24 protein-coding genes are annotated in these 24981 nt (G+C 63.8%); 12 read left to right on the forward strand and 12 right to left on the reverse strand.

The genetic code is table 11. The annotated features are described in order from the left end of the window. Positions 1-54: 54 nt before the first annotated feature. Positions 55-2493 carry a TonB-dependent receptor gene (locus tag ACT6Q8_RS21655; protein ID WP_444739423.1) on the forward strand — a complete coding sequence of 813 codons (2439 nt, stop codon included), beginning with the start codon at positions 55-57 and terminating at the stop codon, positions 2491-2493. Positions 2494-2584: 91 nt separating this feature from the next. Then, the gene (locus ACT6Q8_RS21660) at positions 2585-2782 is read left to right on the forward strand and encodes a hypothetical protein (protein WP_444734387.1); all 198 of its coding nucleotides are present in this window, start codon (positions 2585-2587) and stop codon (positions 2780-2782) included. A 261-nt stretch (positions 2783-3043) separates the two neighbouring features. Here the strand turns inward: ACT6Q8_RS21660 and ACT6Q8_RS21665 are convergent, their stop codons facing one another. The 5 genes from ACT6Q8_RS21665 to ACT6Q8_RS21685 all read right to left on the reverse strand — a co-directional run bounded on the left by ACT6Q8_RS21665 (position 3044) and on the right by ACT6Q8_RS21685 (position 9284). Further along, complete coding sequence (locus ACT6Q8_RS21665) at positions 3044-3904, reverse strand: SDR family oxidoreductase (RefSeq protein ID WP_054167819.1); 861 nt, start codon at positions 3902-3904, stop codon at positions 3044-3046. A gap of 3 nt (positions 3905-3907) precedes the next feature. Next, on the reverse strand, positions 3908-5110 hold the full coding sequence (locus ACT6Q8_RS21670; protein WP_444734388.1) for an acetyl-CoA acetyltransferase: 1203 nt from the start codon (positions 5108-5110) through the stop codon (positions 3908-3910). 2 nt (positions 5111-5112) lie between these two features. After that, the gene (locus tag ACT6Q8_RS21675) at positions 5113-6564 is read right to left on the reverse strand and encodes a hydroxymethylglutaryl-CoA synthase family protein (RefSeq protein WP_054167821.1); all 1452 of its coding nucleotides are present in this window, start codon (positions 6562-6564) and stop codon (positions 5113-5115) included. A gap of 188 nt (positions 6565-6752) precedes the next feature. Continuing rightward, positions 6753-7973, reverse strand: a complete 1221-nt coding sequence (locus ACT6Q8_RS21680) for an aromatic ring-hydroxylating oxygenase subunit alpha (protein ID WP_054167822.1) — start codon at positions 7971-7973, stop codon at positions 6753-6755. A gap of 126 nt (positions 7974-8099) precedes the next feature. Beyond that, positions 8100-9284, reverse strand: a complete 1185-nt coding sequence (locus ACT6Q8_RS21685) for a CaiB/BaiF CoA transferase family protein (protein ID WP_444734389.1) — start codon at positions 9282-9284, stop codon at positions 8100-8102. A 320-nt stretch (positions 9285-9604) separates the two neighbouring features. Here ACT6Q8_RS21685 and ACT6Q8_RS21690 point away from each other — a divergent pair, with 320 nt between their 5' ends. The 5 genes from ACT6Q8_RS21690 (at position 9605) to ACT6Q8_RS21710 (ending at position 13908) form a co-directional block, all read left to right on the forward strand. Beyond that, positions 9605-11002, forward strand: coding sequence for an aromatic ring-hydroxylating dioxygenase subunit alpha (locus ACT6Q8_RS21690; protein ID WP_444734390.1), 1398 nt, complete (start codon positions 9605-9607; stop codon positions 11000-11002). Next, the gene (locus ACT6Q8_RS21695; protein ID WP_054167825.1) at positions 10999-11310 is read left to right on the forward strand and encodes a putative quinol monooxygenase; all 312 of its coding nucleotides are present in this window, start codon (positions 10999-11001) and stop codon (positions 11308-11310) included. The genes ACT6Q8_RS21690 and ACT6Q8_RS21695 overlap by 4 nt, the downstream gene beginning before the upstream one ends. Then, positions 11307-12959, forward strand: a complete 1653-nt coding sequence (locus tag ACT6Q8_RS21700) for a class I adenylate-forming enzyme family protein (protein ID WP_444734391.1) — start codon at positions 11307-11309, stop codon at positions 12957-12959. Before ACT6Q8_RS21695 ends, ACT6Q8_RS21700 begins: the two co-directional genes overlap by 4 nt. Before the next feature lie 14 nt (positions 12960-12973). Further along, positions 12974-13264 (forward strand): putative quinol monooxygenase, encoded by a 291-nt coding sequence (locus ACT6Q8_RS21705; RefSeq protein WP_054167827.1) that lies wholly within the window; start codon positions 12974-12976, stop codon positions 13262-13264. Between the two features lie 230 nt (positions 13265-13494). Then, positions 13495-13908, forward strand: a complete 414-nt coding sequence (locus ACT6Q8_RS21710) for an endonuclease domain-containing protein (protein WP_444734392.1) — start codon at positions 13495-13497, stop codon at positions 13906-13908. A gap of 160 nt (positions 13909-14068) precedes the next feature. Here ACT6Q8_RS21710 and ACT6Q8_RS21715 read toward each other — a convergent pair whose 3' ends face one another. The 5 genes from ACT6Q8_RS21715 to ACT6Q8_RS21735 all read right to left on the reverse strand — a co-directional run bounded on the left by ACT6Q8_RS21715 (position 14069) and on the right by ACT6Q8_RS21735 (position 20046). After that, positions 14069-15787: a 2-oxo acid dehydrogenase subunit E2 gene (locus tag ACT6Q8_RS21715; RefSeq protein ID WP_444734393.1), complete on the reverse strand. Its 1719-nt coding sequence runs from the start codon at positions 15785-15787 to the stop codon at positions 14069-14071. Then, positions 15780-16793: an alpha-ketoacid dehydrogenase subunit beta gene (locus ACT6Q8_RS21720; RefSeq protein WP_444734394.1), complete on the reverse strand. Its 1014-nt coding sequence runs from the start codon at positions 16791-16793 to the stop codon at positions 15780-15782. Before ACT6Q8_RS21720 ends, ACT6Q8_RS21715 begins: the two co-directional genes overlap by 8 nt. 14 nt (positions 16794-16807) lie before the next feature. After that, positions 16808-17776 carry a thiamine pyrophosphate-dependent dehydrogenase E1 component subunit alpha gene (locus ACT6Q8_RS21725; RefSeq protein ID WP_444734395.1) on the reverse strand — a complete coding sequence of 323 codons (969 nt, stop codon included), beginning with the start codon at positions 17774-17776 and terminating at the stop codon, positions 16808-16810. Positions 17777-17960: 184 nt separating this feature from the next. Further along, a complete protein-coding gene (locus ACT6Q8_RS21730) occupies positions 17961-19268 on the reverse strand; it encodes an aromatic ring-hydroxylating oxygenase subunit alpha (RefSeq protein WP_444734396.1) in 1308 nt (435 codons plus the stop codon). A 16-nt stretch (positions 19269-19284) separates the two neighbouring features. Next, positions 19285-20046, reverse strand: a complete 762-nt coding sequence (locus ACT6Q8_RS21735) for an SDR family NAD(P)-dependent oxidoreductase (RefSeq protein WP_054167832.1) — start codon at positions 20044-20046, stop codon at positions 19285-19287. Between the two features lie 279 nt (positions 20047-20325). Between ACT6Q8_RS21735 and ACT6Q8_RS21740 the strand changes: the two genes are divergently transcribed. After that, entirely contained in the window at positions 20326-21489 is a 1164-nt protein-coding gene (locus tag ACT6Q8_RS21740) for an acyl-CoA dehydrogenase family protein (protein WP_444734397.1), read from the forward strand. Positions 21490-21503: 14 nt separating this feature from the next. Beyond that, on the forward strand, positions 21504-21815 hold the full coding sequence (locus ACT6Q8_RS21745) for a Rieske (2Fe-2S) protein (RefSeq protein ID WP_444734398.1): 312 nt from the start codon (positions 21504-21506) through the stop codon (positions 21813-21815). A 25-nt stretch (positions 21816-21840) separates the two neighbouring features. Here the strand turns inward: ACT6Q8_RS21745 and ACT6Q8_RS21750 are convergent, their stop codons facing one another. Both ACT6Q8_RS21750 and ACT6Q8_RS21755 read right to left on the reverse strand, forming a co-directional pair. Next, the gene (locus ACT6Q8_RS21750; RefSeq protein WP_444734399.1) at positions 21841-22590 is read right to left on the reverse strand and encodes an SDR family oxidoreductase; all 750 of its coding nucleotides are present in this window, start codon (positions 22588-22590) and stop codon (positions 21841-21843) included. Between the two features lie 124 nt (positions 22591-22714). Beyond that, the gene (locus ACT6Q8_RS21755) at positions 22715-23032 is read right to left on the reverse strand and encodes a 2Fe-2S iron-sulfur cluster-binding protein (RefSeq protein WP_054167836.1); all 318 of its coding nucleotides are present in this window, start codon (positions 23030-23032) and stop codon (positions 22715-22717) included. A gap of 141 nt (positions 23033-23173) precedes the next feature. Between ACT6Q8_RS21755 and ACT6Q8_RS21760 the strand changes: the two genes are divergently transcribed. The 3 genes from ACT6Q8_RS21760 to ACT6Q8_RS21770 are packed head-to-tail and all read left to right on the forward strand — an operon-like array spanning position 23174 to position 24970. Then, positions 23174-23689, forward strand: coding sequence for a MaoC/PaaZ C-terminal domain-containing protein (locus ACT6Q8_RS21760; RefSeq protein ID WP_444734400.1), 516 nt, complete (start codon positions 23174-23176; stop codon positions 23687-23689). Beyond that, positions 23686-24222: a VOC family protein gene (locus ACT6Q8_RS21765; RefSeq protein WP_444734401.1), complete on the forward strand. Its 537-nt coding sequence runs from the start codon at positions 23686-23688 to the stop codon at positions 24220-24222. The genes ACT6Q8_RS21760 and ACT6Q8_RS21765 overlap by 4 nt, the downstream gene beginning before the upstream one ends. 10 nt (positions 24223-24232) lie before the next feature. Next, on the forward strand, positions 24233-24970 hold the full coding sequence (locus ACT6Q8_RS21770) for a ThuA domain-containing protein (RefSeq protein ID WP_444734402.1): 738 nt from the start codon (positions 24233-24235) through the stop codon (positions 24968-24970). The last annotated feature ends 11 nt before the right edge of the window (positions 24971-24981 follow it).

Raw genomic sequence — 24981 nt, forward strand, 5'->3', positions numbered from 1 at the left:
TGCGGGTGACAGGAAAAGAGCCGCCGAAGCGCGGCGATCAGGGAGGATAAGTCGATGTCACGGAGATACCGTGTGGCAGGGCTGGGCGTGTGCGCCAGCGCGTTCGCCATGCTTGCAACCATGCCCGCCGCTATCGCGCAGCAGGCCCCCGCTTCCAACACGGAGGTGGCACAGGCCGCCCCGGCGCAGGCCATCGGTCTGGATGAGATCGTGGTGACGGCCAACCGCCGGCAGAGCAACCTGCAGGAAACGCCGGTGGCCGTTTCGGCCTTCACCCCGGCCATGTTCGACGCGGCCCCGCCGAAGGATCTGGGCGATATCGCGGCCTATGTGCCCAACTTCTCCGCCGCGCGCGTCACCGGCTTCAACGCTGCCTCCTTCGCCATGCGCGGCGTGGGGCAGGTGGACATCATCGTCTATTCAGAGGCGCCCGTGGGCGTGATGCTGGATGATTTCGTGATGCCCAGTGTGCAGAGCCAGCTTCTGGATACGTTCGACGTGGAACGGGTGGAAGTGCTGCGCGGGCCCCAGGGCACGCTGTTCGGCAAGAACACCACCGGCGGTGTCGTCACCGTATACACAAAGAAGCCGTCCCTGACCGATCAGGCGGGCGAGGTACAGTTCACCGCCGGCAGCTTCGGCACGCGGGCGGCCAAGGCATCCGTGAACCTGCCGCTGGTGGAGGACAAGCTGGGCGTGCGTCTGGTCGCCGCCTATAACAAGTCTGACGGCTATTACAAGAACGGCGCCTGCTATGGCCCCGTGCCCGGCAGCAATGCGCGCGGCTGCGGCGATGGGTCAAAGCTGGGTGGCGAAGATATTTTCAATGGCCGCGCCAAGGTACTGTGGAAGCCGGCGGAAAATGTCGAGGCCTTGTTCCAGGTGGAACGCGTGCGCGACAATTCCGACAGCGTGCCCGTTGTCAACACCACGCCCTCGGACAGCCGCTGGGCCTTCTATAATCTGGGCTTCAGCCAGGATGCCGGCGACCCGCTGGACCATGCCGGCATCACCAACCGCGATGACAGCCTGCTGAACATGTCGGACGGGCATCAGGTCGATGTCGACGGCTATTACAGCACCATCAACTGGGACGCCGACAAGGTCACGCTGACCTCCGTCACCGGCTGGCGCAAGCAATATTCACAGCTGCCCAGCACCTATACGGGTGAGGTCGGCCCCATCTCCCTGTTCGATGCCAACCGCACCGACCTGCGCAAGACGTTCCAACAGGAATTTCGCATGGCGTCCAACTGGGACGGCCCGGTGCAGATGGTGGCCGGCGGCTTCTATCAAAAGAATGATGTGAATTTCTGCGTGGCGCAGATCCTGGGCTTCCTGGATCTGTTCGGGACCACATTGCCCTTCGGCACCTTCAACAACAACCCGCAGGTCCTGTGCAACCAAGAACGTCAGAAGGCCTATGCCGCCTATGGCGACGTCACCTGGGCGGTCAATGACAAGCTGACCTTGATCGGTGGTGCCCGCTGGACCAAGGAGAAGAAGGCCTGGGCCGGGCGCAATCAGGTGTTCGTGCAGGCCCTGTCCGGCACCTTCGACCCGAATTTCACCTGGAATAAGCTGGGCAAGCTTCTGAACGCCGGTGATTTCAACAAGTATCCGACCGGCGTAGTGCGCGACAGCGAGACCTGGTCGGAACCCACCTGGCGGGCCAGTGCGTCCTACAAGGTCACCGACGATCTGATGGCCTATGCCACCTATTCGCGCGGCTTCCGCTCGGGCGCTTATAATGACCAGACGGGCACTACCGGCGTGGCTATCCCGGCCCTGGCCGCCCGCCCGACCAATCCGGAACTGGCCGACAGCTATGAAGCCGGTATCAAGACCGACTTCCTGGACAACCGCGCCCGCCTGAACGCCACGGCGTTCTACGTGAATTATAAGGACATGCAGCGCGGCCTGGTCGCCACCCTGACCAACTCCTTTGGTCAGCAGGTGCAGGAAACCCGCTTCTTCAACGCCGGTGAGGCGACCGTGAAGGGGCTGGAGCTGGAAGGCAGCATCCTGCCGACCGAAGGTTTGGAAATCCGCGGCGTGCTTGGCTATCTCGACGCCAAGTATGACAAGTTCGAAGCCGATACCGATTTCGACGGCGACATCGATATCGACTTCTCCAACCGCCCCTTGAACCGTGCGCCGAAATGGCAATGGACGCTGGACGCTACCTACACGATGGATCTGGCCGACAAGGGCGAGATCCTGTTCAACGGCGCCATCCAGTTCGAGGATGAAAACGGCTATGTCTATTCCGATGTCAGCCCGGAATTTGACAGCAAGCTGGTCAAGAAGACCCTGCTGAATGCCGCCATCACCTGGCACGATGCCGACGGCCGCTACACGGTCCAGGCTGTGGGCCGCAACCTGACCGACAAGCGCTACAACACCGCCACCAACGTGGTCGGCTCGCTCTGGACCTTCTCCACCTACGGCCCGCCCCGCTATTACGGCCTGACCCTGGGGGCGAAGTTCTAAGGTTTCCCCCCTCGAAGCGTGAACTCCCGAGAGGCGACCTGGGGGCCGGTGCAAACCGGCCCCCTTTTTCTTTTGGCATGGATGACCCATAATGACCAATGTAGTCATGATGGAGGGGGCCATGCGGGAGGTACAGCTGCGCGACGCCAAGGCTGGGCTGTCGGCGTTGGTTGACGCGGATCAGCGCGACCATACCCCCTCATTTGCGCGGATGTTGATGTCCTGTTCGATAGATGCCGACGACCTGCCGTCACGCCAACCAGGGCCAGTGCGTGAAATCATTTTTTGAAGTAGGTAGAACGATTTTTCGCAAGCACCAATGTTGCCGCTGGGTGCTGTCGAGAATAATCTCAGTTTGAGAATATTCGCCTCCCCGGCGCAGGCCGGGGCCCAGGGGCCACAAGCTGCGCCCCTTCCACCTGCCTCTTTTTCGGCAGTACCACCGTCGAGCCTTTGGCCCCTGGGCCCCGGCCTGCGCCGGGGAGGCAGTTTATTGGTCGCGGGCCGCCGATTCAGATAGCTTACGGAACAGCTATAGCCGCCGCTGACCTCACACCACGTTGAAATGCTCCGGCACGCCGCCGGGCCAGACGGTGCCCCACATCTGCATGCCGCCATCAATGGTCAGCATCTCGCCGGTAATGAACTTGCCCGACGGGGCGACCAGATAAACGACACCCTCGGCCACGTCCCAGGCATTGCCCATGCGGCGCATCGGGTTGGTATCGGCAAAGCGCGCCGTGGCTTCTGGCGGATAGACGTTGAAGCCTTCGGTGGCCACCGTGCCCGGCGCGACGCAGTTCACGCGGATATTCAGCGGCGCCCATTCAGTGGCCACCGTCTTGGACAGATAGATTACGCCGGCCCGTGCGGCACAGGTATGGGCCGCCTGCGGCATGCCGCGTTCGACATAGGCCACGATATTGACGATGGACCCCGCCTCGCCCCGGTCGCGCCAACGCTTTGCGGCGGCCTGCATCATGTGCCAGGTGCCGTTCAGGTTGGTGTCGATTACGGCGTTCCAGCCCTTCTTGGAAAAGTCGATGGCCGCCTGCGGGAACTGCCCGCCGCCATTATTCACCACATGGTCGATACGCCCAAATTCGGCGATGGTCCGGTCCATCAGCGCATCCACCTGTTCGGGGTCGCGGATGGTCATGGGCATGATGGCGATGTCGCGGCCCAGATGCCGGCGGATGCCGTCACGCGTCTCGGCCAGCTTCTCCTCCCGCCGGCCACAGATCATGACCTTGGCCCCTAAGCGGGTGAACAGATAGGCCATGGCCCGGCCCATGCCGCTGCCGCCACCCGACAGCACCACCACCTGATCCTGCAAAAGATCGCTGCGATAGACGGTGGGCAGGGCGGCAAGCTGCTCGTCGCTGAAACCCCATTGTCTGGTTTCGGTCATGGCTTACCCCTCCAGCCGCCCGATGATGGCGACCGATGTGATGTTGCGGTTGGGAAGGCCGCCCAGATTGTGGGTCAGGCCCAGGCGCGGGTCCGGTAGTTGCCGTTCGCCCGCGCGCCCTTGAAGCTGCAAGTAAATCTCGTAAACCATGCGCAGGCCTGTGGCCCCGATCGGGTGGCCGAAACATTTCAGGCCGCCATCGATCTGACAGGGGATCTTGCCATCGCGGTCAAAGAACCCGTCCATCACGTCGCGCACGGCCCCGCCTTCGGGCGACAGGCCCAGATCCTCCATCACCACCAGTTCGGTGACGGAGAAACAATCATGCACCTCGATCAGCGACAGCTCGGCGCGCGGGTCCCTGATCCCCGCCTCCTCATAGGCACGCTTGGCCGCGATGCGGGTGGTCAGGGTATAGGACCCGTCCCAGGACCCGTGCGCCAGCTCCACGCCGTTGCTGGGCGCCAGCTGCAGCGCCTTCACCGTCACCGGATTATGCTTGCCCAGCGAGCGGGCAATCTCCGGCGTGGTGACGATGGCACAGGCCGCCCCGTCCGACACGCCGGCACAGTCAAACAGGCCCAGCGGATAGGCCACCATGCGGGCATCCAGCACCTGTTGCTCGGTGATGGGATTGCGCAGATGCGCCTTGGGGTTCAGCGCGCCATTGGCGTGGCTTTTGACGGAGATATGGGCCATGGCGCGTTTCAGGTCGGCCATGTCCGTGCGCGTGCGCGCCGCATAGGCGGCCCCCAACTGGGCAAAGCCGCCGGGCGCCGTATTCTGCGGCAGCCAGAGATCCTCAAACGTGCCCTTGGTCCGCTCCGGCAGGCCACCGAAGCCGGTATCCTTCAGCTTTTCCACGCCCATGGCGATGGCGATATCGCAGGCCCCTGCCGCCACCGCATAGACGGCTCCGCGCAGCGCCTCCGTCCCCGTGGCGCACAAATTCTCCACCCGCGTCACGGGGATGTTGGGCAGGCGCAAAGCCATGGACAAAGGCAGGGCCGATTTGCCCACGCTCTGTTCATCAAAGAACACGCCCATCCATCCGGCCTGGATATCGGATTTATCGATGCCGGCATCGTGCAAGCACTCCTGGAACGCCTCCAGCATCAGATCGTCGGGCCCGGCATCCCAGCGTTCGCCGAAGCGCGAACAGCCCATGCCGATGATCGCCACCTTGTCGCGGATACCCTTGGCCATGATCAGGCCCCTCCCTGCGGTGTGGCTTTCCAGAAATACCGGCGGAAGCCGCGCTTCTCGTCATCATCCTTCAGGCGGAAGACAAGGCGGACGGGCAGGCCGACCGACAGCTGTCCCGCCTGGATATCGGTGAATTCCATCATGACATTGGCGCCATTGGCGAACTGCACATTGCCATAGGCCAGCGGCGGGCAGGGGGTGAAGCCCAGCCAATCCTCGGTAAATGTCTTCACCACCGCCGCTTCATCGGCCAGCCGGACGGGTGTCTGCGTATCGATGGCCCCACAGGCCGGGTTCACACAGGCGCGGGTACGCGGGAACTGCACACAGCCGCACGAACCACAGCGCCCGCCCGTCAATCCATTGACCATGTCGCGCTTGCGATAGGCCACTGTATGGGCCGTGCGCTTGTCATGTTCGGCCCGCATGCCGAAATGGATATCGACCATGCCAGAGAACGACATGTGCTTCAGATACCGATCCTCCGCCTGCCGCCGCGACAGCCAACCCGCAACCCCCGTGGCAGGGATGAAATCGGCCAGCGCCTTGGTGGTGCGCAGAAGGATGGCATCCGCCCCCTGCCCATACCCGACCAGCAGGATGACCCGCCCCGGCTGCGTGCGGCCCAGGATATCGGCCAGCATCAACAGCGCATGCGCCGCACCCGTATCGCCCACGGTGCCGGCCAGCGGATCAACCACGCTGTCGGGCCGCATTCCCAGCTTGGCGGCAAGGGTCGCCTGTATCTTGGCCATGGTGCCGGGCAGGATGAAATGGTCCACCTGATCGGCGCTAATCCCCGCCTTGGATAGTGCGCCTTTCACGGCAACGGGCACGATCTTCAGATAGCCCTCATCGCGCGCCCACCGTTCCTCCAGAACGTAATCGGCGGCTTCCCCCGCGGCCCGGTAATGGTCCACCAGATCGCGGAAGATGCTGTGCCCGCCCAGGAATTCGGCGATGACCCCCGGCCCGGACCCGACGGTCACGGCGGCGGCACCATGGCCATAGGTAAAATCCTGCACCGAACCCGGCCGCGCCAGCCGCCGGTCGGCGGCGGTCAGCAAACTGGTGCCCGTCTGTTCCAGTGCGGACAGAAGCGCGCTGGTCCCGGCCCGCAAACTGCCCGTGGCATCCGCAGGGCGCGTGCCCCCATCAAGACCCAACGCGTCGATGATCAGGCCCGCATTCGACCTGTCCTGAAAGGGCAGGGTAGTGGAGGCAAAGACCAGCCGGTCGGGCGACAACGCACGGGCGGCCAGCAGATCGCGCGCCGCCTCCACCGCCATGGTCAGGCTGTCCTCATCCCAATTGGCGACGGCGCGTTCGCCCTTGCCCTGGGCCGCCAGATTGGGGTCCAGCCAGTCAAGGGCCGCCGCCATCGCCTTGCGCGACAGTCGCAGCCGGGGGATGTAGGCGCCGAAGCCGGTGATGCCGGTGGGGGATTGGGTCACTTGGATGGACCTTTCTGAAATGACAAGCGGTGCTCCCTCACCCTCCCGGGCCTTACGGCCCAGGCCCCTCCCTCTCCCGCGAAGCGGGCGAGGGGCTTGAATTTCACTCCTCGCCCACGAAGGTGGGAGAGGGAGGGGCCCATCGCTGCCAAGCGATGGGAGGGTGAGGGCCCAACGCCTCAGAAAAACTAAGCCGCCTTCACAGCCTCAATAAACTTGCCCAGCACCTGCGCCACCCGCAGATGCTCTGGCACCGCATCACCGATGCGGCGGTCCAGTTCTTCATGCCAATGGTAGATCCGGCGTTCCTGATAGTTCAGGGAAATGCCCGTAAAGCCGCCGCTTTCAACCGATTTCTGGATGCTGTCCGCGAACTGCGTATCCTCTTCCAGGATACGGTCGAAGTTTGAAATCCGGGTTTCCCAGATTTCGGGGCGCGGACCATCGCCCCAGTCGGGGGAGAACCAGCAGACCTCAATATACATGCGGCGGATATCGATGGGCCAGAACACGATAAAGGGCATGCCCGTGGGCGCCGGCGGCACCACGATATTGGGATAGACATTGATCGACACATTGGCCGTACGCGGGATTTCGCCCACGGTCGGAATGTCGGGCAGACCCTTGGTGCCGGGGTCCTGCCAGCCGGGACGGCGGTTGGGCGTGACCATGCGCGAATGGCCGCCGGGCCACAGCGTCATGAACGATCCGCGATGGTCCAGGAACCGGTCCACCGTATTCTGGTGGATGGATTTCAGATGATAGACCTCCAGGAATGCATCCAGCAAGACCTTCACATTGCATTCCACCACCACCCCATGCCGGTCGGCCAGGCGCAGATTCTGCGGCTGAAATTCCGACAGGTCGGGCACGACGGGGGCCAGATAATCCATCAACGGCCCGGCATCGGCATCCATATTGATGAAGTGCCAATTGCCGAAATTCTCGCACCGCACCTCGATCAGCGATTTGCATTTCAGGTCCAGCCCGACAAAGTCCCGCTTGTCACGCAGATTGATCAGGTCGCCCTTCAGATTATAGGTCCAGCCATGGTAACCGCAGACCATGCCACGGCCCTTGCCCTTTTCCTCCGTCACCACCGGCGCGCCACGGTGGCGGCAGGTATTATAAAAACAGCGGATCTTGTTGTCGTCGCCGCGCACGAAGAACAGCGGATCACCCAGCCGGTCCCATTTCAGGTACGACCCGATCTCCGGCACCTCGTCCGCATGGATCGCATAGACCCAGGTGCGCCGCCACAGGGCCTGACGCTCCAGCTCATAGAATTCCGGGTCGACATAGCGGCCGGCGGGGATTTCCGGCAGTTCCGGGAAGTCATCCGGCGGGCCTTGCCGCGTGGACTCATACTGCATGCCGGCCTTGATACGGTCGATCTCCAGGGCGTCCATGGTCCTTCCCTTTCCTTCTCTGTCTGCGCCCCTGATCCGCCACCGGGAGGACGGAATAAGCGCTTGTGCATTTTCCGCATACATAGCAGATCATCGTGCATACAGAAAGCACGTATTTTGTGTACGTCAAACGATCCTGGCCGAACGCAGCGCCGAAATGGCGGCGGCGTCATAGCCCAGTTCGGTCAGGATCGCGTCGGTATGTTCGCCCACGGTGGGCGGGCGTGAACGAATGCTGCCGGGGGTGGCGGACAGGGTCACGGGCGGCCCGGCAACCGGGGCAGGGCGGGGCAAGCCCGGATAATCCACCGGCTGCAACAGGCCCGTTGCCTGCACCTGGGCATGGTCCAGAACCTGCTGCGGTGACAGGACGGGACCGCCGGGAATACCGGCCACCGCCAGCGCCTCCACCGCCTGATCGGTGGTGCGGGTGCGGCACCATTCGGCCATGCGGGCGCAGAGTGCCCCATTATTATCGCCACGCGCCTGATCACTGCCAAAGCGGGGATCGGCCTTCCAGCCGGGTTCCCCCACCATGTCGCACCAACGCGCGAACAGGCCATCGCCCACCGTATGGATCAGGACATGGCCGTCCAGGGTGGCGAACACGTCCGACGGGGCCGATGTCTGTACCCGGTTGCCGGTGCCGACCCGGTTGATGCCCGTCACCGCCTGTTCCACCAGAAAAGCATTGAACAGGGTGACGCCAGTGACCAGAAGGCTGGCCTGCACGGACTGCCCCCGCCCCGTGGCGCGTTTCTCCATCAGGGCCGCCATGGCGCCCAGGGCCGCGAACATGCCGGTCCCGAAATCCACATAGGGCGCGCCGGCCTTCATCGGCTGTTCGGGCGTGCCGGAAAAATACATGGCGCCCGACATGGCCTGTCCCACCCCGTCGAACCCGCCGCGCGCCGCCCAGGGGCCGGTAGCACCGAAGCTGGAGATCAGGACGGGGATGATGTCGGGCTTGATGGCACGCAGGCTGTCCTCATCCAGCCCCATGGCGGACAGGGTCGGCGGCGGCAGGTTGGCAACCACGACATCGGCGGTGGCGACCAGACGGCGCACCACCTCCCGCCCTTCCGGCTTGGTTGGGTTCAGGGTCAGGGAGCGCTTATTGACGCCCATCTGCAGCCATCCCGCGCCCTCGCCACCGTCGGTCACCGGCGTGATGAACCGATCCTCACCCCCGCCCAGCCGTTCGACGCGGATAATTTCGGCCCCGAAATAGCCCAGCAGGGTGGCGCAATAGGGTCCGGCGACATAGCGCCCGAAATCCAGCACCCGTACCCCGCTCAGAACCTGTGACACGTCCCACCCTCCTCGCCGGGCCTTCCCGGTCTGTTGCTTTGCATACAGGATATAGCCATTTTACGTAAATATTCAAGCACGCATAAAGTTAGGATTTCTGCGGCTTACGGACGCCACTGCATTATATCGTATGCCGCACCGCAGCAAAAATCGGCGGTTTCGACTTTTTAATTTTACACAGAAACGGCATTGTGTGTATATTTTTCGAAACCAAACGGGATCGGTATGGGCCGCGCCCCTTTGCATGGCTCGTCGCAATCTGCGCGCCCCACCGCCCCGACAAGAAGTTCCAGGGAACCAGCGATCTGGGAGGATCATCCATGGACGGGATCAGTTCGTCTTTCGACTATCGCAAGGGCTGGTCGATCAATCCGGCGGCCAAGCCGGGCGATGTCGACGCCAAGGCACCCTTCATCGACAATGGCACGGAGAAGTTCGACCCCGCCCAATATTACGACAAGGGCTGGATGGCGCAGGAATGGGAGAAGCTGTGGACCAAGGCCTGGCTGATCGCCTGCCCGTCCAGCGATGTGCGCGAGGAAGGGGATTTCGCGACGTTCGAGATCGGTGCCGAGAATATCGTCGTGGTCCGGGGCGATGATGGCAAGGTCCGCGCCTTCTATAATGTCTGTCCGCACCGGGGTAACCGGTTGGTGCATACAGCACTCGGCAGTCTGGCGAACGGCTTTGCCTGTTCCTTCCATAGCTGGAAATTCAACCTGGATGGCAGCCTGAAGAACATCACCGACCGGGAGACGTTCCGTCCCGAGGTGGTGTGCCATAATCCGGGGATGAGTGGGGTTCGGTGCGAGGAACTGGCCGGTCTGGTCTTCGTCTCCATGAACCCGGACGCACCCGACCTGCGCGGCTGGCTGGGGCCGGTGGCGGACCATCTGGAGAGCTACCAGATCGACAAGATGCATGTGGTCCGGCAGGTGCGCAGCGAATGGGCCGCCAACTGGAAGATCGGTGTCGATGCCTTCTATGAGGTTTACCACCTGCATGCGGTGCATCCGGAAACCCAGGGCGTGATGGAGGATTACTTCGTCCAGTACGACCTGTTCCCCAACGGGATGAGCCGGATGTGCATCCCCTTCTACCGGCCCAGCCCGCGCGTGCCGGACCAGTTGGGCGTGAATGAGGGGCTGAAAATGATGATGCCCGACGCGGCCCTGGACCCGACCGGCTTCACCGGTACGGCACAGGAGGTGCGGGCGGCGGCCCAGAAGGCCAAGCGTGAACGCGCCGAACGGCTGGGCCTGGGCTATGAAAAGCTGACGGATGCGCAGCTGACCGACAGTTTCGCCTATGGCCTGTTCCCGAATGTGCAGATCGGCTGCCATCCGGAGGGTGTGTTCCTGATGCGCTTCATCCCGCACCCGGAAAACCCCGAGCGTTTCTTCTACGACATCACCATCCTGTTCCGGCCCGTGGGTGCCGTGGCAGAGGCGGCGGGCAATTATGATGTGCCGGCCTGGATGGGCCTGCCCGAAGGCACCGACATTTCCGGCCGCGTGCGCCCGGATTGCGTACATGTGCCGCTGGGCGAACCGGCGAACCTGGGTCTGGTGCTGGATCAGGATAGCGAGCTTCTGCCCGTCGTGCAGAAGGGCCTGCGGTCGCGTGGGTTCAACGGCATGCTGTTCGGTGAACAAGAACAGCGCCTGCGCCATTTCCATGTCGAACTGAACCGCTACATGGCGGGGGCGCCGCGATGATCTTTTTCATCAGCCGCTTCACGGTCAAGCCGGAATGCGAGGCGGAATTCATCCGCCTCGCCACCGCTCTGACGGAGAAGGTCCGCGCGCATGAGCCCAAGACCCTCTACTACGCCTTCTACCGGGCCGATGGGCCGGGTCGCTTCGTGGTGGTGGAAAGCTTCCCCGACGAGGCGGCGGAACATGAGCATCAATCCACGCCCTGGTTCACACAGATCGTGCCGCAGATGATCCCGTGTTTCGACGGGCCCTATGTGCGGGAATATTTCCATCCGCTGAACGCATCCGTGAAAGGTTCGACGGCATGAGCAAGGCCGAACAGTTCATCCATGCCACCACGCTTGGCGACCTGCTGCTGTCGGCTGCCCATTCCTGGCCCGATACGGACGCGCTGATCTTTCCCGATGAAAGCCTGACCTACCGGGATCTGGCCGCCCGCGCCATGCGCCATGCCAAGGGGCTGATGGCGATGGGGATCAAGCCGGGCGACCATGTCGGCGTGCTGCTGCCGTCCTGCATCGAATTTGTCGATATCCTGTTCGGCGTAGCGCTCGCCGGCGGCGTGACGGTGCCGATCAATGCCCGTTACCGCGCGCATGAACTGGCCTATGTCACCGACAATGCCGATCTGGTCACCATCATCACCACCGAACAGGTGGCCGATCAGCTGAATTTCGTGGATCGCCTGTGTGAGGGGCTGGCGGGGCTGGCCGAACAGACGGACCCGATGGCCCTGTCGTTGAAGGGCTGCCCGCGGCTGCGCTCCATCATCCTGCTGGGCGATGGCGGACGGCCCTTTACCGTCACGGCGGACCGGTTCGATGCCATGGCCGAAACCGTCACGGATGAGGCGGTGCATGAACGAAGGGCCTTTGCACGGGTCCGCGCGCCCGGCATCATCCTGTACACGTCGGGCACCACGTCAAACCCCAAGGGCTGTTTGATCAGCCATGAGGCCATTGTCCGCACGTCCCAGGCATTGGCGGAACGGTATGAGCTGACCGACCGTGACCGGTTCTGGTCGCCGCTGCCCTTGTTCCATATCGCGGCCATCCTGCCGCTGGTCGCCATCTATGCCAAGGGCGGCACCTATCTGTCGATGCAGCATTTCGATGCCGGCGTGGCCCTGAAAATGCTGGAAACGCACAAGGTGACGGCCACATACCCGTGCTTCGCGCCCATCATGGTCGACCTGATCCACCACCCGGATTTCGCGACCACGGACCTGTCCTCCATGCGGCTGATGAATTCGTCGCTGGCGGTACAGACCGGCGCGATGAAGGAGATGCTGGCCAAGGCCATGCCCAACTGCATCCAGGTCGGCACCTATGGCCTGTCGGAAGCGGCGGGCACGGTCTGCACCAGCAGCCTTTCCGACAGTTACGAGGTGCGCACGACACGGCTGGGCCGCCCCCTGCCGGGGATCGAGGTGAAGATCGTCGATGCCTTTGGCGACCCGCTGCCGGCGGGCGAAAAGGGCGAGATCCTGGTGCGCAGCCCCGGATTGCTGGATGGCTATTACAAGGACCCGGTGAAAACGGCAGAGGCGCTACAGGGCGGCTGGTTGCACACCGGCGATGTCGGGTCGCTGGACGCTGATGGCAACATCATGTTCCATGGCCGCACCAAGGACATGCTGAAGGTTGGCGGGGAGAATGTCGCCGCCGCCGAGATCGAGGCCTATATCGGCACCCACCCGGCGGTGAAGATGTGTCAGGTGGTGGGCGCGCCCGATCCGCGCCTGGTGGAGGTGCCCGCCGCCTTCATCGAACTGCATCCCGGCACGTCGCTGACGGCGCAGGAAGTGCTGGATTATTGCCGTGGCAAAATCTCCAGCTTCAAGGTGCCGCGCCATGTGCGGTTCGTGACGCAATGGCCCATGTCCACCAGCAAGATCCAGAAATACAAGCTGCGTCAGCAGCTTGAAGCGGAACTGGCGGCGGGTGCCGCCGCCTGACGGGAGTTTGGTTCATGTACACCATCGTCGCCAAGCTGTTCGTGAAGCCGGAAATGGAGGCGGAATTCGTCGCCGCCATGACGGCCCTCACGACCAAGGTCCTGGCCCACCAGCCGGATGTCAGCGTCTATCTGTTCAAGAAAATCCGTGGCCGCGCCCATGCCTACGCCGCCATCGAACAGCACCCGTCCCAGGATTATTTCCGCCAGGTCCATTGCACCACGCCCTGGTTCCAGGAACTGGTGCCCCTCGTGATGCCGTGTCTGGCGGAACCGATGGTGCTGGAGGAATTTGACGATCTGTGAGGGGCGTGTCTACCTCACCCTCCCACCCGTTAACACGGGCGGGCCCCTCCCTCTCCCGCAAGCGGGCGAGGGGCGGAATTTTTAACCCCTCGCCCACGAAGGTGGGAGAGGGAGGGGCCCGTTGGCCCCAGCCAACGGGAGGGTGAGGGTAATCCCGCCCAAAAGCCCTTGACCCGCGCGCACAACCGAATCACTATAAATCACCGATAAACCACAACCGGAAACCCGCCATGTCCGGCGATGCGCGCGCCCGGCACCTGCGTCGGAGCGCCACGGATGCTGAGCGGCACTTCTGGGGCTGGGTACGCGGCCGGCGGTTCATGGGGCTGAAATTCCGGCGGCAGGAACCGGTGGACCGCTACATAGCGGACTTCATCTGCCCCGAACTGAACCTGATCGTGGAGATCGATGGCAGCCAACATGGCCCCACTATCGATGCCACGCGCACCAGTGTGCTGGAACGCGCCGGCTTTACGGTCATCCGTTTCGACAATCACTATATATTGACCAACCGCGAAGGCGTGCTGCGCGAACTGGCGCAACGCATCGGTCGCTATGCCGAGTATATGCGCGGGGTCGAGGGCGTCGTTCCGGCAGCACCGGTTGCGATAGCACGGCTGGGAAGGGCGCGGGTGGGCAAGTAGCGACGTCGTTCCCTCACCCTCCCACCCGTTAACACGGGCGGGCCCCTCCCTCTCCCGCATAGCGGGCGAGGGGCTAAAACTTCACCCCTCGCCCACGAACGTGGGAGAGGGAGGGGCCCGTTGGCCCCAGCCAACGGGAGGGTGAGGGCAACCCCACCCCCTACAGCACCAACCCGATCGGGTCTTCCAGCCGCCGCCCCAGTGCCGCCAGGAACTTCGCCCCCAGCGCGCCATCCACGGCGCGGTGATCACAGGACAGTGTCAGGCTCATCACCGAGGCAAAGCGCACCCCGCCATCCGCCGTTTCCCGTGCTTCCCGCCTTGTCGTGCCGACGGCCAGGATGGCGCCCTGGGGCGGGTTGATGATGGCCTGGAACTGGCGGATGCCGAACATGCCCAGGTTGGAGATGGTGAAGCTGCCACCGCTGATATCCTCCTTGGCCAGCGTGCGTTTGCGCGCCCGGTCGGCCAGATCGGCTGCCCTGGCGCCGATGGTCCAGGGATCAAGGGCATCGGCCCCGCGCACCACCGGCGTCAGCAGCCCGCCATCCACAGCGACGGCGACGGAAATATCGGCGGCACGGAACCGCCTGATCCCATCCTCGGCCCAATGCACATTCACATCGGGCACTTCCATCAGGGCCAATGCCGCCGCCTTGATCAGCAGGTCATTGACCGACAGTTTGCGCGGGCTGCTGGCGCGTGCGTTCAGCTGTTCGCGGAAGGACAGCAGCGCATCGACGGTGACGTCGGATGTCAGATAGAAATGCGGGATCGTCTGCTTGGCATTGACCAGGGCCGTGGCAATGGCACGGCGCATGCCCGTCACGGGCAGCAGATCATAGGCGGGAGCCGCTGCCGGTGGGGCCGTGGCCCGGTCGGCGGCGTCGCGCACATCCTGCTTCGTGGCGTGCCCCTTCGGCCCCGTGGGCGTCACGGTCGACAGGTCCACGCCCAGATCACCGGCCAGCTTGCGCGCCGCCGGGCCGGCGGCGGGGGCAGGGGAGGCAACGGGGGCGGGTGCGGCGATCAAACCCCGCACCTTGGCCGCCGCCTGCACATCGGCCAGCGATACGCGTCCTCTGGCACCCGTGCCCTTGATGCCATGCAATGTCATGCCCAGCTTGCGCGCGATCTTCTGCGCGATGGGGCTGGCATGCGGTTCGGGACCGGTGGGCTGCGGTTCCGGCACAGGCTCAACCGTCGAGGCAGGGGTGACAGTGCCGCGCGATGCTGCCGCCTTCTCCACATCCTCCTGACTGATCCGCCCCTTCTGGCCTGTCCCGGTCAGGGTGGACAGATCAATCCCCAGCTTGTTGGCCAACCGCCGCGCCAACGGGCTGGCATGCGCCGCCTCGTTACGGGCGGCCAGGGTAGCGGGATCGAGGGGGGGCACGGGTGCCGTCTCACCACCACCTTCCCGGCGAAGGCCGGGACCCAGAGCCACAGGCGCTGCGCTTTTCGGGGCGGGGGCAGGAGGAGAGGTCGGGCAGGTGGCCCCTGGGTCCCGGCCTTCGCCGGGATGACGGGGAGAGGAAGGAGCAAGCGAGCCTGCCCCTTCCTCCTTCGGCTCAAACGACACATCAATGGCCTTGTACCCGGCCACGAACGCATCAATGGCACTCTCCGGCACCGACGCATCGGCCAGCACGGCGATCAGCGCGCCGACCGGCAGCACATCGCCCGCCTGGGCCAGTTGCCGGCGCAGCATGCCGCCGACCTCCAGGTCCAGCGTATTGACGATCTTTTCCGTTTCGATATCGACCAGCTCCGTGCCCTTCTCGGCACTGGCACCGACCGCCAGATGCCAGGCGGCGACGGTGCCTTCCGACATTTCGATGCCCCATTTGGGCAGGGTGATCGGGTGGATTTCAGCCATCGGCCAGCACCTTGCGAACAGCGGCCTCGATCTGCGCGGGGCCGGGGACATAGGCGCGTTCCAGCTCGCGGGCGAACGGAACGGGCGTGTGGGGGGCGGTGACGATCTGGATCGGCGCCTTCAGGTCGCGGAAGCCCTTTTGCGCCACGATGGCGGCAATGTCGGACGCCACCGAACAGCGCGGCGGGCTTTCATCCACCACCACCAGCCGACCCGTGTTCGACACGCTTTCCAGGATCGTTTCCTCGTCCAGCGGGCTGGTGGTGCGCGGGTCGATCAGGTCGCAGGTGATGCCATCGGCATTCAGCTTTTCCAGCGCCTTTTCAGCAAAAGGCACCATGCGACCGAGCGCCACGATGGTGGCATGCTCGCCCTCGCGCACCAGCGCCGCCTCCCCGAACGGGATCGCGTAGTCACCTTCGGGAACCTCGCCCTTGCGGCTGTACAGCGCCTTATGTTCGAAAAACACCACCGGATCATCATCGCGGATGGCGGTCAGCAGCAGGCCCTTGGCGTCATAGGGATTGGACGGCACCACCACCTTCAGGCCCGGCACCGCCGTCATGAAGGGGTAGATGGTCTGCGAATGCTGGGCGGCGCAGTTCATGCCGGCCCCGAACGACATGCGGATGACCAGCGGCGTGCGCGCCTTGCCCCCGAACATGTAGCGGAACTTGGCGGCCTGATTGAAAATCTGGTCCATGGCCACGCCGACAAAGTCGGCGAACATCAGTTCGGCCACAGGGCGTAGGCCCGCAAGCGCCGCGCCATTGGCGGCCCCAATGATGCAGCTTTCCGAAATGGGCGTGTCGATCACGCGGCCTTCGCCAAACTTGTGGATCAGGCCCTTGGTCACGCCGAAAATGCCGCCGGCGGCGTCGCGCTGACCCGATGTGCCGCCGGCCCCGCCGGACACATCCTCGCCCAGGACGATGACGCGGGGATCGCGGGCCATTTCAAGATGCAGGGCCTCGTTCAGGGCCTCGCGAAGGGTGATGACGGGCATCGAACCTCTCCCGCTCAATAGCTGATATAGACGTCGGTCAGCACATCCGCCGGCACCGGCGGGGCGGCTGACTTCGCGGCGACCGTGGCGGCATCAATCTCGGCCAGAACCTCCGCATCGATGGCGTCTAGCGTAGCCGCATCGATCAGGCCGGCCTCTGTCACCCGCGCGCGGAAGCCCTTCAGGCAGTCGCTCTCTTCCCGGAACTTCTCCACCTCGCCCTTGGCGCGGTAATTCTGGGGATCGCCCTCGAAATGCCCGAAATAGCGGGTGCAGGTGGCATAGACCGCCGCCGGCCCACCGCCCGTGCGCGACACTTCCAGCGCCTGGCGCATCGCCTCGTATACAGAGAAGAAATCAAACCCGTCAGCGCGGAAGACCGGGATGCCGAACCCCTCCACCCGGCGGCCCAAATCCTGTCCGGCCAGGGCGTAGGCGGCACCGGTATGTTCGGAATAGCCATTATTCTCGAACACGAAAATCTTCGGCACCTTCAACACGGCGGCCATGTTCAGGGCCTCCAGAACCGTACCCTGGTTCGACCCGCCATCCCCGGTGAAGGACACAGCGACATGCCCCTCACCGGCCAGCTTGGCGGCGATGGCCGCCCCCACCGCGATGGGCGGGCCGCCGCCGACAATGGCGTTGGCGCCCAGCATGCCCTTGTCCAGATCGGCAATATGCATGGACCCGCCCTTGCCCTTGCACAGGCCGTCGGCGCGTCCATAGATCTCCTTCATCATGCCGCCGACATCGCATCCCTTGGCGATGCAATGGCCATGGCCGCGATGGGTGGACGCGATCCAGTCCTTGTCCGTCAGATGCTCGCACACCCCCACCGCCACGGCCTCCTGACCGGCATAAAGGTGCGTGAAGCCCGCGATCTCCCCGGTGCGGTTCTCGATATGAAGCCGCTCCTCGAACTCACGAATGGTGCGCATGCGCCGATAGGCCTGAAGCAGGGCGTCACGGTTGAGCTGCATGGGTTGGTTCCTTGAAAAGATCGGGGCATCTGGTTCGCCCCTCGCCCGCTTGGCGGGAGAGGGAGGGGCCCGCCCGCGTCAGCGGGTGGGAGGGTGAGGGTGGTGGCACCACAGCCTTGTTCCCTCACCCTCCCAAGCCTTCCGGCTTGGGCCCCTCCCTCTCCCACCTTCGTGGGCGAGGGTGCTACTCTGCGTTCACGCTGGAACTGCCGGCCCCATAAACATAATCATCAATGACCTTGTGGAAGTGCCGGATGCGCAGTTCCTGGTCGCCCAGCCACAATCCGGGGAAGCCTTCCGACTGCATGCCCAGCTGCACGCCGGGCAGATTGTACGCATCCTGGTCCAGCACCTGGCCCAACGACTTTTCCCCATGGCGGTAGAAGCGGTGTTCGGGCCGTTCCGGCTTCTCCTCCCCCTGTTTCAGCAGGCGGAAATTCTGCAGGTCGTAATACATCTTGTTGGGGTCGGTCGGGTGCGGCCGCTGCCGGAACAGCATCAGGTCGTCGGCATGCACGTTCAGCGTGATGTTGGGGAAGATCAGGTAATGATAATCATCGGTCAGCTGATCATCATTCAGGTCCGAATAATCGTAACCCTGTGACGCCCCATTCTCCCGCTTCCATTTCTGCACCGCCAGCCGCACTTCCCGCGTCTTGCCATCGAAATCGGCGGGGTCCATGCCCGCCTGCTTCATGATCAGGCGGATCAGCGGCGGGATATCCGACGTTTCCTTCACGCGCGGGCTGGTGGTGGCGAACGGCACCAGATAGCGGCTGTGCCGGTCGTAACAGTCGATCTGGATATCCAGATCATTCAGGTAATAGAGCAGCTGCGGATGGATGCCCTGCACATGGTAGCTTTCGTTGAACGCATCAACGGATGCTTTCCAGTTGCAGTCCCATTCAATGGTCCAATCCCGCGTCATCGCCATACGGTCGAAATGATACGGGTCCAGATGCTCCGGAATGACGCCCAGGAATTCCCGCAGCGGCTCGGCATCCTTGTTCAGATTATACCAGACGAAGCTGCCCCAGGTATCGCACGGCACCTCCGGCAGGCCTTGGCACGGGGTGCCCTGCGGGAAGGTCTCCTTGTCCGGGATGCGGACAAAGTCACCGTCCAGGCCATATTCCCAGTGATGATAGGCGCATTTGAAACTCTTCAGCTTACCGATGCCCGGCGGGACCAACCGGTTACCGCGATGCTGACAGACATTATAGAAGGCGCGGATCGACATATCGGCTTGGCGCACGATCAGGATCGCCTCGCGCCCGATCTCCGTACACACGTAATCGCCCGGCTCCGGGATGTCATCCTCGCGGCAGCCCATCAGCCAGCTGCGTTTCCACATCCGCTCCCATTCCAGTTTCATGAAATCGGGGCTGGTGTAGCGCTCCTTGGCGATGATGGCGTGACCCAGCTGCGGGTCCGGAGCCTTTTCGATGGGGGTGCGGGTGAAATCACCCGGCTTGACCCGTTTGATCGGCATGACGCGCACTCCCGGATCAGAAATGGACGCCCTTTGTATATCCACCATCGACGATCAGGTGGGTGCCGTTGATCCAGCTGGCCGCCGGGCTGGCCAGGAAGGCGACGGCCTTGGCCACTTCCTCCGCACTGCCCATGCGCCCGAACGGATGGGCAGCGATGGTAGCGTTATAGAAATCGGGCTGCGAGGTCTTGATCATGTCCCAGGCGCCGCCTTCGACAAAGATCGGGCCGGGCGACAGGGCGTTGAAACGGATGCGCCTCTTGCCATGGAACTGGCCCAGCTGCTTGGAATAGGTGATCAGGCTGGCCTTCAGCGCATTATACGCCATGGGCGCTGCGAATGTTTCGATGGCGTTGGTGGACACGATGAACACCACCGACCCCTCGCCGGATTTCTTCAGGAAGGGCACGGCGGTTTCAACCGCGCGCACCGACCCCATCACATCCACCTCGAAATTACGCTGCCAGTTCTTCTCGCTGTCCATGCCGGCCCCGCCGGACACGTTGGGGATCAGGATGTCAATGCCGCCCAGCTGTTCACCCGCGCGGGATATCCAGGCCTTATAGGCCTCGCCATCGCGGACATTCACGGCCTCGCCCACTGCATTGATACCCTTGGCACGCAGCACGGCCAGCGTCTCCTCCACCTCTTCGGCGGTGCGCGAACAGATGGCGATATCCACGCCCTCATCGGCCAGCGTCTCCACGATCCTGCGCCCAATGCCCTTGGTCGCACCCGTGACAACGGCCTTCTTGCCCTTCAGACCCAGATCCATCGCGCTCTTCCTCCCCTATGCGTTGCGGGCTTTGTCGCCTCTGTCCCCATGCTCCGTCGGAACGCGGGAACGCGCAAGCCTGCGCATGTGCTGATTTTCATGCTCTGCGGGCTTTATATCAGCATCGACGTTTTTCTGTATACAAAAAACTGTCTCTGCGTATAGATATGAGGAGAGGCCAGCGCGCAACGCCGCGCGGCAGGCCCACGAAATCAGCAGGCCGGCGCCCTTCGACCATAAGAACAAGGCGGCCCGGCAGGATGGGGAGGACAGAGGTCCATGGATTTCCGACTGACCGAGGAGCAGCGGGAGCTGCAAGAGGCCGCGCGCCGTTTCGCCCAGGAACAGCTGCGCCCGCTGGCCAAACATCTGGACCTGACGGGGGAGGCCTGCCCCAGAGAGTGGATCGCCAAGTATGCGGATATGGGATTTCTCGGTATAAATATACCCACCGCCTATGGCGGCATGGGGCTGGGCAATCTGGAGGCGCTGATCGTCCTGGAGGAACTGGCCAAGATCTCCTCCGCTGTCGCCTTCCCAGTGTTTGAAAGCTGCGTTGGCCCCGTCCGCGCCATCGAACATTTCGGCACCAAGGAACTGCGCGACCGGGTCGTGCCCGCCGTCTGTCGCGGTGACATGATCGTGGCCATCGCCATGTCGGAACCGGAAGCGGGATCGGCCCTGACCGATCTGACCAGCAAGGTCACCGAACGCGACGGCAAGCTGTACCTGAACGGCACCAAGCGCTGGTGTTCGGGCGGCGGCCATGCCGATGGCTATGTCGTCTATGTCCGCATGTCGGAAGAGGCGGGTGCCAAGGGTATCGGCGCCGTCTTTGTCGAAAAGGGTATGAAGGGCCTGACCTTCGGCGCCAATGAACAGTTGATGGGCTTTCGTGGCATCCCCAGTTCCGACATCTATTTCGATGATGTCGAAATCCCGCGCGAGAATGTGATCGTCGGCGCCGGTGGCTTCAAAAAGATGATGGAAGCGTTCGATCTGGAACGCTGCGGCAATGCCACCATGTCGCTGGCCCAGGCGTCGGGCGCCTTGGAGGAAGTCACCGACTATGTTCAGGAACGCAAACAGTTCGGTCGCGCCATCGTGGAATTCCAGGCGGTGCAGATCAAGCTGGCCGAAATGAAGATGAAGGTGGAGGCGGCGCGCCTGCTGATCCACCGCGCGGCCAGCAACGCCCAGGATGGCATGCCGTCCCTGCTGGAAAGCTCCGTCGCAAAATGTTTCGCAAACGAAATAAGCCGTGAAGTGACAGGGGCGGCGGTACAGTTGATGGGCGGCTACGGCTATTCCCACGAATATGGCATGGAACGCCGCCTGCGCGACAGCTGGGGCTGGGGCATTGCCGGCGGCGCCGTCGATATTCAGAAGATCAACATCGCGTCCGCCATGGTGGGCCGCCGGTTTGATCAGCGGCGGTCGTGACGGGGGCGACGGACATGGACCATGATGTCTGCGCCATCACCGATCTGGGCGATGGCGCCAAGCTGCGCGTTGATGCCGGCGGAGAGGATATCCTGCTCTGCCGTAGCGGGGACGATATACGCGCCGTGCGCAACATGTGTACGCACGCCGCCAGCACGCTGGAGGATGGCAAGCTGCGCAACGGCATCCTGTCCTGCCCCCTGCACGGCGCGCGCTTCGACCTTGCCGATGGTGGCCGTTGCCTGGGCGGTGCCGGCTACCGCCCCCTGACCCTGTTCCCGGTGCGGGTGGCCGATGGCCGGGTTTTCGTGACGGTGGAGGGGTAGGGCGAAGGCCCCACCCCCATCCCCTTCAAGAAATCACCACCGCATTATCAATCACCAGCTCCGCCCCATTCACGAACCGGCTTTCATCGCTGGCCAGATAGAGGACCATGGCGGCCACATCCTCGGGGCTGCCGATGGGGGGCAGGTGCTTCTTGGCCTCCTCCTCGCTGCCGAACAGGGCGGTATTGGCGGCACGGACCATGGGCGTGTCCATGGCACCGGGATGGATGGTGTTGACGCGAATGTTATAGCCCTGCATCTGGCAATGGATGGCGATGGATTTGCTCATGCCCCGCACCGCGCCCTTGGCCGCCGAATAGGCGAAGAACACCGGATAGCCCAGATGCGTGGCGACGGAGCACATATTGATGATGCTGCCGCCACCCCCCTGCTTCATCAGGCCGATAGCATGTTTGCAGCCCAGGAAGGTGCCTTCCGAACTGACGGAATTCACTTTGCGGAACTGTTCCAGCGTCGTGGTCTCCACCGTTTCGATCACTACCGTCCCGGCATTATTGACCAGCACATCCAGCCGCCCGAACCGCGCCTGGATCGCCGCCATGACCCCGGCCCAGCTTTCCTCGCTGGTCACGTCATGGCGCATGAAGACCACATCGGCCCCGGTTTCGGCCCGGATCTCGGCGGCGGCCTGCTCCCCCGCCGCGTCCGCCACATCGGCCATGACCACCGCCGCCCCTTCGCGCGCCAGGGCCAGCGCATCCGCCCGGCCCAGCCCCATCGACGCACCCGTCACCAGGCACACTTTCCCACTCACACGACCCATCATTTCCTCCCGTTTGCTTTCCGTTCCTCAAGCGCCGGCGCCGCATCCGCGGCTTGGCTCACGCGGCACGTGCCGCGCGGCGGCAGTCGCCGCCGGGCCTATCGGCCCTTAGTTTTTAGTCTTCCGGCGCCAGCGTCACGCGCAGCCCGTCCAGCGCATCCGTCACCCGGATCTGGCAGGACAGGCGGGAGGTGCCGTCGCGGAAATGCGGGCTGTCCTGCACCAGTTCGCGTTCATCCGGGGCCTGCGGCGGCAGCACCGAAACCCATTCCCCGTCCACATAGACATGACAGGTGGCACAGGAGCAGCAGCCCCCACAGATGGCCGCCACATCCAGGTCGTTATCCTTCAGATTCTGCATCAGCGAGGCATCGGGATCGGCGGCAAACGCATGTTCGCGGCCCTCCCGGTCGGTGGCAATAATGGTGGGCATGGTTCCTCCCGCATGAATTTCTGCTTTGCCGCTTAAAATATACATTTTCCATCGACATGCATACAGGATTTTGCCCATACTGATACAACAGGCCCGGAACAAGGGCCGGACCAGACCACAGACGGGGGAGAGGGCGCGACCATGACAGGCTGGCGCTTCTGGGAAGACATCATGGTGGGGGAGCGCACGCGCAGCCGCGACCATGCCGTGACCGCGGCGGACATGACGGAATTCGCCGTCCGCTACGACCCGCAATATTTCCACACCGACGCCACCCTGGCCGCGCAGTCGCCGTTTGGCGAACTGATCGCCAGCGGGCTTTACAATTGCGCCCTGTGGCGCGTGCTGGATCATGAGGAAAATGGCGACATCGCCTGGGTCTGCGGCATCGCCTGGGACAATGTCCGCTGGGCGGCCCCCCTGCGCCCCGGCGACATTGTCCACGCCACCTCCGTCGCCCTGTCAAAGCGTCCGTCGGGCAAGCGCACCGATGCCGGCATCGTCACCCTGCATCATCAGTTGGTGAACCAGCGGGGCGAGGTGGTGATACGCTTCGACAGCACCTCCTTCGTGCGCCTGCGCGCCACGGGCAGCCCGGCGCCCGACCCCATCCCGTCCCCGTCGCGCATCCTGCCCACGGAAGGCACCGGATCATGAGCCGCATTTTCGGCCCCATCATGCAGAACGGCTTCGTCGTCCGCGATCTCGACGCGGCGATGCGCCATTGGGTGGAGGTGCTGGGCGTCGGCCCCTTCTACGTGCTGCCCCGCGTCGCCTTTGCCGAGACGACATATCGCGGGCAGAGCGTCGATATCGAAATGGCCGTCGCCACCGCCTATAGCGGCGATTTGCAGATCGAGCTGGTGCAGCAGTTGAACAGCGCCCCCAGCGTCTATCGCGCCTTTCTGGATGCGGGCCGCCAGGGCCTGCACCATGTCGGCGTGGCCAGCACCGATTACGCCGCAGATCTCGCCCGCGCCACCGCCCACGGCCTGACCATCGCCCAGGGGGGCCGCACCCAGGCCGGCACCGGCTTTGCCTATTTCGATAATGAGGGCGCCTTTCCCGGCACCATGGTGGAGCTGTTTGAGGCCACCCCCGCCCTTATGAAATTCTTCGCGAAGGTTCAGGCCGCCAGCCGTGACTGGGACGGCCACGACCCGATCCGCCGCCCCGTCCCCCGTGCCTGAGGCCGCCTGCATGTCCACCCGTTTCGATGTCTGCCTGATCGCCGGCGGCAAGTACCACGATATTGATTTCGCGCGGCTGGAGCTGTTGAAGCTGCTGGCCGAGCATGAAACCGTGCGCGTCACCATCCTGAATGATTACAGCAATGCCGACGCCATCCGCCGCGCCGACCTGTTGATCACCTATACCTGCGACATCGTCCCGGACGATCACGGGCTGGCGGCCCTGCGCGATTTCCTGGGCAAGGGGCGGCGCTGGTTCGCCCTGCACGGCACCAACTCCATCCTGAATTTCCTGGCCGATGGCAAGGTCGACTGCCCCGATTGCGCCCCCGGCTTCATGGAAATGCTGGGCAGCCAGTTCCAGGCCCATCCCCCCATCGGCCGGTTCAAGGTGAAGGTGGCCGATCACGACCACGCCCTGACGCGCGGCCTGCGCGATTTCTTTGTGGAGGATGAGCAGTATCTCTGCACCTTCCACCCCGGCAACCACCCCCTGCTGACCACCCGCTTCGCCGGCCAGACCCCCGAATTCACCCACAGCGACTGGCCCGACGCCGAGCATCTGGTGATGTACACCCGCCCCAGCCATGGCGGCGAAGTCCTCTACCTGACGCTCGGCCACTGCCGAGGTCGCTTCGACCTCCGCCCACTCGCCGACTTCTACCCCTTCGTCGAACGCGGCGCCTGGTCACACCCGGTCTATTACGAGCTGCTGCGGCGGGGGATCAGGTGGGGGATGGGGGGGTAGGGGGGAGAAGA

This window comes from Niveispirillum sp. (genome assembly GCF_052437035.1).
Lineage (GTDB): Bacteria > Pseudomonadota > Alphaproteobacteria > Azospirillales > Azospirillaceae > Niveispirillum.